1 protein-coding gene is annotated in these 422 nt (G+C 42.9%); it reads right to left on the reverse strand.

Annotated features, from left to right (window positions below; genetic code table 11):
• Positions 1-385: cellulase family glycosylhydrolase (locus C6366_RS21220; protein ID WP_158269871.1), on the reverse strand; the 385-nt coding region annotated here is incomplete at its 3' end.
• Between the last annotated feature and the right edge of the window lie 37 nt (positions 386-422).

Genomic DNA, 422 nt, shown 5'->3' on the forward strand with positions numbered 1-422 from the left:
GGTATGGGATGCAGCAATTGCATTTAACCTCCATTGGCGCATATTCTCCAATGATAAAGGGAATATCGCTATCTATGGAACGCTTTAACGCATCGTAGATTCTTTCATTAGAAATACCTGAATCCCAGATGTGCCATGAAAAAATAAGATTATGCAATGGGTCGTTTTTTATCAGCTGCTCAGCAGTAGCTAATAAATTCTCCTCGTTGCGCCCCCAATTGGAAGCATCGATTACCAATGGCACCCTAATACCTGCACTTCTCATCCGGAACACAATATCGGAATACACCTCAGCAAACTCGTCATTTGGAACCACGTAGCCGCCAGCCTCATTGGCAATATTGAGCAAAATGTAACCTTCATATTTCTTAATGACTTCCAGCACATCCTCTCGCAGCCAAAAATCAACGCAAGCGTAAAGG

Origin of the sequence: Desulfonatronum sp. SC1, from assembly GCF_003046795.1 — a bacterium.
In the GTDB taxonomy this organism is placed as follows: Bacteria; Desulfobacterota; Desulfovibrionia; order Desulfovibrionales; family Desulfonatronaceae; genus Desulfonatronum.